The sequence below is a fragment of the Shimwellia pseudoproteus genome (genome assembly GCF_016415625.1).
In the GTDB taxonomy this organism is placed as follows: domain Bacteria; phylum Pseudomonadota; class Gammaproteobacteria; order Enterobacterales; family Enterobacteriaceae; genus Shimwellia; species Shimwellia pseudoproteus.
Map to the genome: position 1 here is coordinate 1 of NZ_WBXP01000083.1, position 7,514 is coordinate 7,514.

Annotated in this window: 7 protein-coding genes and 3 pseudogenes; 1 reads left to right on the forward strand and 9 read right to left on the reverse strand. The window is 49.1% G+C overall.

From position 1 onward, the window contains the following. Positions 1-95 precede the first annotated feature (95 nt). The 4 genes and pseudogenes from F9C28_RS19295 to F9C28_RS19310 form a co-directional block, all read right to left on the reverse strand. Positions 96-770 (reverse strand): annotated as a pseudogene (locus tag F9C28_RS19295) (restriction endonuclease subunit S); the annotation flags it as partial. Then, positions 767-2,323: a type I restriction-modification system subunit M gene (locus F9C28_RS19300; RefSeq protein ID WP_199016887.1), complete on the reverse strand. Its 1,557-nt coding sequence runs from the start codon at positions 2,321-2,323 to the stop codon at positions 767-769. The gene F9C28_RS19300 and the pseudogene F9C28_RS19295, both read right to left, overlap by 4 nt. 211 nt (positions 2,324-2,534) lie before the next feature. Further along, positions 2,535-2,846 (reverse strand): addiction module antidote protein, encoded by a 312-nt coding sequence (locus tag F9C28_RS19305; RefSeq protein ID WP_199016888.1) that lies wholly within the window; start codon positions 2,844-2,846, stop codon positions 2,535-2,537. Between the two features lie 4 nt (positions 2,847-2,850). Then, on the reverse strand, positions 2,851-3,168 hold the full coding sequence (locus tag F9C28_RS19310; protein ID WP_050110592.1) for a type II toxin-antitoxin system RelE/ParE family toxin: 318 nt from the start codon (positions 3,166-3,168) through the stop codon (positions 2,851-2,853). A 573-nt stretch (positions 3,169-3,741) separates the two neighbouring features. On the opposite strand from F9C28_RS19310, the gene F9C28_RS19315 reads away from it, so the two are divergent. Beyond that, positions 3,742-4,704 carry an ArdC family protein gene (locus tag F9C28_RS19315; RefSeq protein WP_064645500.1) on the forward strand — a complete coding sequence of 321 codons (963 nt, stop codon included), beginning with the start codon at positions 3,742-3,744 and terminating at the stop codon, positions 4,702-4,704. A 184-nt stretch (positions 4,705-4,888) separates the two neighbouring features. Here the strand turns inward: F9C28_RS19315 and F9C28_RS19320 are convergent, their stop codons facing one another. The 5 genes and pseudogenes from F9C28_RS19320 to F9C28_RS19340 all read right to left on the reverse strand — a co-directional run bounded on the left by F9C28_RS19320 (position 4,889) and on the right by F9C28_RS19340 (position 7,416). After that, a complete protein-coding gene (locus tag F9C28_RS19320) occupies positions 4,889-5,401 on the reverse strand; it encodes a phospholipase D family nuclease (RefSeq protein WP_064645499.1) in 513 nt (170 codons plus the stop codon). Continuing rightward, positions 5,394-5,846 (reverse strand): annotated as a pseudogene (gene mobC, locus F9C28_RS19325) (MobC family replication-relaxation protein); the annotation flags it as partial. The gene F9C28_RS19320 and the pseudogene mobC, both read right to left, overlap by 8 nt. 56 nt (positions 5,847-5,902) lie before the next feature. Beyond that, entirely contained in the window at positions 5,903-6,826 is a 924-nt protein-coding gene (locus F9C28_RS19330; protein WP_199016890.1) for an IS5 family transposase, read from the reverse strand. Between the two features lie 77 nt (positions 6,827-6,903). Continuing rightward, positions 6,904-7,206 (reverse strand): annotated as a pseudogene (locus F9C28_RS19335) (MobC family replication-relaxation protein); the annotation flags it as partial. A 9-nt stretch (positions 7,207-7,215) separates the two neighbouring features. Then, the gene (locus F9C28_RS19340; RefSeq protein WP_199016892.1) at positions 7,216-7,416 is read right to left on the reverse strand and encodes a hypothetical protein; all 201 of its coding nucleotides are present in this window, start codon (positions 7,414-7,416) and stop codon (positions 7,216-7,218) included. Between the last annotated feature and the right edge of the window lie 98 nt (positions 7,417-7,514).

Below are 7,514 nucleotides of genomic sequence, written 5' to 3' on the forward strand. Positions count from 1 at the left end.
TGACGAAAGCAGGTATGCCTGAAAGTGTGCGTATTGCCTGAAAACACAACCCGCTACGGGGGAGACTTACCCGAAATCTGATTTATTCAACAAAGCCCCAACGTCTTCCACTCAACCTCCCCCTCTTCAAAGCTCAGCAACTGGTCACGATAGTAGTTGTACTGTTTTTTACGTGCGGTAAGCTCAGCGGTAAGCTCAGCGGTAAGGGCGGTAAATTTATCCAGAATTTGGACGATTTCAGACTGGATAGCCAGAGACTTTTCAGGGTTGTCCGGGCAAGGGATGGGGATTGTGATTTTGGCCATGTCAGTAGCTGAGACATCAATTACTTTTGTCCCTTTTGAATACTTTCTTTTATCGCTTGAAAAAACATCGGTTTGTGTAAAGTAAGCGAAATATTTCCCGATAACACCATTACTTGGTTTGAATATTGTAGCGTGCCCACCCGTAACGGCTTGCTCTTTACCTAGATAAACTAACGCTTTACCAACATCAGCAATGTTTTCGCTGGTGTTAGTAATTACAACGTCTCCAGCATTTACTTTTTTGAGCTTTTTCGCAGTTTCATACGAAACAAACGACTTTGTCGATGCGGTTGAAAGCCCATAGAAAGTATAAATCTGTCCGTAGTGAATAGCGGGAACACCTGATTCCGTAAAATCAGTTTTTGGCAATCCATTTCCGCGAACTAGTTCACCCAACTCTCCCAGTGGCGTCCACTCCACCTCAACGCCATCCAGCAGCTTTTCCAGATAACTCATCTCGTTCATAGCTGCGCCTCGCTGCCTTCAATCTCTGCCACAATCGCATCAATGTCTGTGCGTAACTGGTCGATACGGGCGACTGTGGTTTTCAGTTCGGCATTCAGCTCAGTGATATTGACGATTTCACGGGTGTCTTTGGCTTCCACATAGCTGCTGACAGACAGGTTGTAGTCATTTGCGGCAACGCCCTCGAGCGTCACAGATTTCGCCAGATGGTCGATACCCGCCTTGCTGTCGAACACCTGCATAATCTGTTCAATATGGGCATCTGTGAGGATGTTGTTATTGGTTTCTTTTTTGAACAGGCCACTGGCGTCGATAAACTGCACGTTGGTATCAGTCTTATGTTTGGACAGCACCAGAATATTCACGGCAATGGTCGTGCCGAAGAACAGGTTCGGCGCTAATGAAATGACCGTTTCAACATAGTTGTTATCGATGAGGTACTGACGGATTTTTTGCTCTGCACCGCCACGGTAAAAAATCCCCGGGAAGCAGACAATCACTGCACGGCCTTTGGCTGACAGGTAATTCAATGAGTGCAGAACAAAGGCAAAGTCCGCTTTAGATTTCGGGGCAAGGACCCCGGCAGGCGCAAAGCGTTCATCGTTAATCAGTGTCGGGTCATCACTGCCAATCCATGACAAAGAGTAAGGCGGGTTAGATACAATCGCATCAAACGGTCTGTCGTCACCAAAATGTGGCTCTCTGAGCGTGTCACCCAGCATGATGTTAAATTTGTCGTAGTTGATGTTGTGCAGAAACATGTTCATACGGGCCAGGTTAAAGGTCGTATGGTTGATTTCCTGCCCGAAGAAGCCGTCTTCAATGATGTGGTTGTCAAAATGCTTTTTGGCCTGCAACAGCAGTGAGCCAGAGCCTGCGGCAGGGTCGTAGATTTTATTGACGTGGGTCTGACCGTGCATCGCCAGTTGAGCAATCAACTTAGAGACATGCTGAGGCGTGAAAAACTCACCGCCTGATTTACCGGCATTGGCGGCATAGTTAGAAATCAGGAACTCATACGCGTCACCAAACAGGTCAATCTGATTGTCTTCAAAATTACCCAGCTTCAGTCCTTCAACCCCCTTCAGTACGGCGGCCAGGCGGGTATTTTTATCTTTAACGGTATTGCCTAAGCGGTTACTAGTGGTATCAAAATCGGCAAACAGGCCTTTAATATCCGCTTCAGAAGGATATCCGTAGGCAGACGTTTCAATCGCGACAAACGCGCTGTTTAAATCGATATTCAGTCTGGTGTTGATATTGGCCTTTGCAGCGACATTACAGAAAAGCTGGCTCGGATAAATAAAATAGCCTTTGGTTTTAATCGCGTCGTCTTTGATATCATCAGTGATGATACTGTCATCCATTTCTGCATAACTGACACTGTCATCGCCTGCTTCAATGTAGAGAGAAAAGTTTTCGCTGATAAAACGGTAGAAAAGCGCCCCCAGGACATACTGCTTGAAATCCCATCCATCGACCGACCCTCTGACATCATTGGCAATTTGCCAGATTTGACGATGTAACTCTGCGCGCTGCTGAATGCTGGTCATTGATTATGTCTCTTCTGAATACGTTATTTTTTGTGATTTTACGGTTTACCCGGGTGTACGGATATCTTTATCAATTAAGGGCGTGGGGCTGATGTGTGCCTGATTTTTCAGTGCTGGGGCGTATTTAGCGCAATGGGACTTGTGCGCTCAACGTGTTACATAACGAAAAGCCCGCATATAGCGGACTTCAGGGGGTAAGGTAACCAGAAAATCAGGGTGCTGTTGCCAGATGAGAGAACGGGAAACCGGTAGCAGACACAACACGGCGGAGCGTTTTCAACGTGGGATTACCTTTAGGTGAAAGCGTTCGATAAAGTGTTTCCCGGGAAACACCCGCTCGCTCTGCCACCAGACTCATTCCACCTCTGGCCTCAACCACATGACGCAACGCCGCCAGGAAGGCCTGCTGCCCTCCCTCGTCATCGATATCAGCAAAGGCCTGATGCAGATAGTGTTGCGCAAATTCCTGGTCTTCACGGAGAAGCTGCACCATCGCATCGTCATGTAAACGGGATTTAGTCATCAGGTCACCTCATCAAATAGTCGTTCAGGCACACAATCGCCTGGTCTATATCTGCATTTTGGGTTTTTTTATCCCCGCCCAATAGCAGCAGTACAATCTCATGTCCAACCAGGCTGTAATACACCCTGTATCCCGGCCCCTGATCAATACGCAGTTCCCAGACGCCCTCCCGGCAGGGCTTATGGTCGCCAAAGTTACCGGATGCCATCCTGTTCACGCGTGACGCGATTTTTGCCTTGGCTATCGGGTCACGAATGTCTTTTAAAAACTCCATGAATACATCACGTTCATCTGCCGTGAGGTAATGCCTGATCGTAGTCATCGCTATTTTGTATTTTATAGGCTACAGAGCTATATTGTACTGTAAAAGCTACAGGAGTAAATCATGATCATAAATATTCCTGTTTTTAGCATCAGCGTCATTTAGCGTTTCGCGGCCTAGTCAGTCTTTTCATGAGGCGTTGCATTTTTAACGGTTCTTACGGTCGAGGGTTCCCGCTCAATCGAACGAAATCACCCGTTAAGCTTAAATCGCTTAACGTAGGACCATTTCCGCATTTCACGCTAACCCCCTATATAACGTAAGCCGTCCGGGCGCTATGTCGTGTTTCCGCATTGAGCCAGGCGAGCTGTTTCATCCCTCCGGGTTTCCATCGCTGGCATAACAGCATTTCACCACTACGGCATAAGGGGCGCTAAGTCCGGGTATGCTCGCCGTCATTTTCTCCTGTGAGCCTTTCTTCTTCATATCAGCTTCCGGTAATCGTTCCCCGTCACAACCTGGTCAGCAAGGTAATGCATAGCCGCTTCGCGCCCTTGCTGGCCAGAACGACTCCGGGGAGGCCGAACCGTCAGGCGATACGAAGACGAAATTCACACTGACGGAGAAACAACCATGACTATGAACCTGCATACCCAAACAAGCGCCCCTAATCCCGCACCGGCGACCAGCGTATCCCCGCTGGAGCAGTCAGGCTCCTCAAAAACGAAATTTTCTAAGGGCAAGGCCAAACCAGATATTTACCAGGTAGTGACTGACAGCATCATCGAGGCGTTAGAAATGGGGGTTAAGCCGTGGATATGTCCGTGGAAGCGTAACGGTGCGGTGTCAGGTATTCCGTCAAACTTCACCACCGGCACAGCCTACAGCGGGATGAATATCATGCTGTTATGGTGCAGTGCTGCAAAGCAAGGGTTTAATGATTCTCGCTGGTTGACCTACAAACAGGCTCAGGAGCAGGGCGCACAGGTTCGTAAAGGTGAGCACGGTACTACGGCCATCTTTTACAAGACGTTGGAAAAAGAAGCTGATGATGGTGAGATCGAAAAAATTCCCATGCTGAAAACTTTCACCGTGTTTAATGTTGAGCAAATCGACGGGCTAGATATGGGCGCCGACAATGGCACCGAGATTGAACCACAGGCTGTAGGAGAGTTTGATCCGCTGCCGCAGGTTGAAGCACTGTTCCAGCGTACAGGAGCGAATATTACAGAACGTGGCCAGCAGGCATTTTTTAAACCGCTAACGGATGAAATCTGGTTGCCTGAGCGTCATTTGTTTGCCGATGCCGCAAATTTTTACGCTACCGGCTTGCATGAACTGACCCACTGGAGCGGGGCGAAAAGCCGCTTAAATCGTGAAATGAAAGGGAGGTTTGGATCGGAAGGGTACGCCTTTGAAGAACTGATTGCCGAACTTGGAAGCGCCTTCCTGATGGCTGATTTAGGCGTTGTGGGAGAGGTTCAGCATGAAAGCTATATTGCATCATGGCTGAAATCACTGAAAGACGATAAACGCTACATTTTCAAAGCGGCCAGCGCCGCATCTAAAGCGCATCGTTATTTGATGGGATTTTGAGGGGGGCGGGAGAGAGCATTGCCCACATATCCACATGAGATAAGCCAGTGAAGCGGGGAGGCCAACAAGCCGCCCCCGCGAACGGGAGCGCCTCTACCGGCGGGGCAAGCCGGTAGGGGTCGATTGTGGGTATGTGGACAATGCAGAGGGTAGTGCGTAAGTGCTGGCTAAAAATTGCCGACATTTAATATGCCGGTGCTAAAACTTCGCTTTCTGCCCACAGGCGGTTAAATTCTTTCTCATACTGTGCCGCAATCTGCGGAACGCCTCTTAACACTATGCTGTTTTCTGCGTTGCGGCTGTCTGCGCTGGCCGTGTAATTAAATGACCCTGTTTGTACTGTGCTGCCATCTGCGATCATCACTTTGTTGTGCATGATGGCGTAACGACTGTTAAGACGTACCGGAACATGATTATTTGTCAGGTAAGTGACCGCTGAATAACGGTCACCGTTCGCTTTCTTATCGGCGACAACTCGGACATTAACCCCTCTTTTTTTCGCGGCAATAATGGCCGTCGCGATGGGCTTACTGGTGAAGCTATACGCCTCAACATCAAGTGACGTTGAGGCGTCATTGACCACCGACAGAACATTTTGCAGTGCGGTATGTGACGGAGAAAAACCGACGCTGACGGTTGGGGCGGCAAAGGCCGGGAAAACAACCAGGAGAAGGGCAGGCAGAGTAATTTTAAGCATAAGTTGTTAACTCCAGGGCTTTGAGTTCATCCATTGTATAAAAGCGGAATACGTTACGGTGCTTCGCTTCCAGCGTGACTTGTTGGCTGTTTTCGATAACCTGCTTTATCGTGTCGAACAGCAGCATTAATGCCCGTTTCTTTTGCTCATCCGGCACAATGTAGAACACGAAAAACCAGAGGTTTTCCGTTCGCGCTCTCAGGTGACTGGCGATAATTTGCTGATAGCGTGCTTTCGTTTTTAAGCTACGTTCCGTTTCAATGGCGATCCGTTTACCATTTGGCAGCGTGATTAATCCGTCAGGCCGGTGCTTCACCTTAAACTGATTTAAAAAGGTGTTACGGTCGCCGTTAATCCAGTCCGTCGCGCCTTTTTGTGCCAGCGTCAGGTGTACCAGTTGGTTATCCAGATGGTGATCGAGGCTCCAGCCTTTTAACTTTGCCGGGGCTTTGTTGAATAAATCAGATTTCGGGTAAGTCTCCCCCGTAGCGGGTTGTGTTTTCAGGCAATACGCACACTTTCAGGCATACCTGCTTTCGTCATTTTGTTCAGCGCTCGTACTAGGGCCATAGCCTCCCCAACCTGGGCATCGTAATCCCGCAGGGTCAGATGACCACCGAACAGCTGTTTGACACGGTACATCGCCGTTTCTGCCACCGAACGTCGGTTATAAGCTGTGTGCCATTTCCAGTACACGTTGCTCCCCGTCAGCCGTTGCCTCGCTACCGCCTGATTTCTGTCGGCATACTCCATCGGCCAGTAACCGGCACGTTTTCGCGGTGGGATCAGTGCCTTGATGTTCTTACGCCGCAACTCGTCATGGCACCGTTTTGTGTCATAAGCGCCATCAGCTGAAGCGACCCTTATTTTCCGATGGGTCTGGCGGATAAGCCCCGGGAATGCCTCCGCGTCGGTCACGTTGTTCAGGGACAGGTCAGCACAGATAACCTCGTGCGTATCGGCGTCCACCGCCAGGTGCAGTTTCCGCCAGACGCGGCGCTTTTCCTTACCGTGTTTTTTCACCTTCCACTCCCCCTCACCGAAGACTTTTAAGCCGGTGGAGTCGATAACCAGGTGGGCAATCTCGCCGCGTGTAGGGTTTTTGAAAGGGATGCTGACGGACTTAGCCCGCCTGCTGACACAGGAATAATCCGGGCAACGGAGCGGGAGCTTCATTAGGGTAAAGATGGAGTCAATGAATCCCTGCACAGCGCGCAGTGTGAGGCGAAAGACGCGTTTGAGCATCAGTACAGTGGTAATAGCGAGCTCAGAATAACGTTGCGGACGACCACGTGAAGAGGTGTTTGGCTCGTCGTACCAGGCCTTGATTGTCGACTCATCAAGCCAGAAAGTCAGCGAGCCACGATTGATAAGCGCTTTGTTATAGGCTTTCCAGTTGGTGATTTTGAACTTTTGCTTTGTCACAGGATGTCGCTACAGGGTCAGGAGTGTGGTGATCTGATCCTAATTTCGGCTAAAAGTTCGATTTATTCAACAAAGCCCTTTGCCGGTTCAAATCGGGCGGGGAAAATCTTGTCTTCGGGGCTGAGTACGACGGCGATCCCATCCTGGGTTATTCCCCACAGCGTGAGACTGCCAAGGCGAGAGACGAAAACATATTTTTGAATAAGCCCCATTCCTTCCAGTTTATCGAGCAGAAGGTAAAGCGGTTGATGTGCCTTATACCTAAAAAGTTGTTTTAGCGTGTCAAAATCGCTGTAGGTTTCCTCTTTCAAAAAATTAAGAAGCTGTGCCATTTTCTCACTGTTACGGCCTTTGCGTTCTTTATCACTACTTATCAACATGGCATTCCCTTATTCATCGAAATCAAAAGAGGACGTTTCAGCAACCGGTTCAAGAGGAACTATTTCGGCAGGTTTATTTTTCTCTGCCTCCACTAAAACGGGTGTTGTTTGCGCTGCGGGTGCGTCAGTAAAGTCGAGCGGCTTTTTAATCGAGATGGGTGTGATCGGCGTGACGTCATAAACCTGTAACGGCTGTTTTTTCACTTTCAAGGGGCTTTGTTGAATAAATCGAACTTTTAGCCGAAATTAGGATCAGATCACCACACTCCTGACCCTGTAGCGACATCCTGTGACAAAGCAAAAGTTCA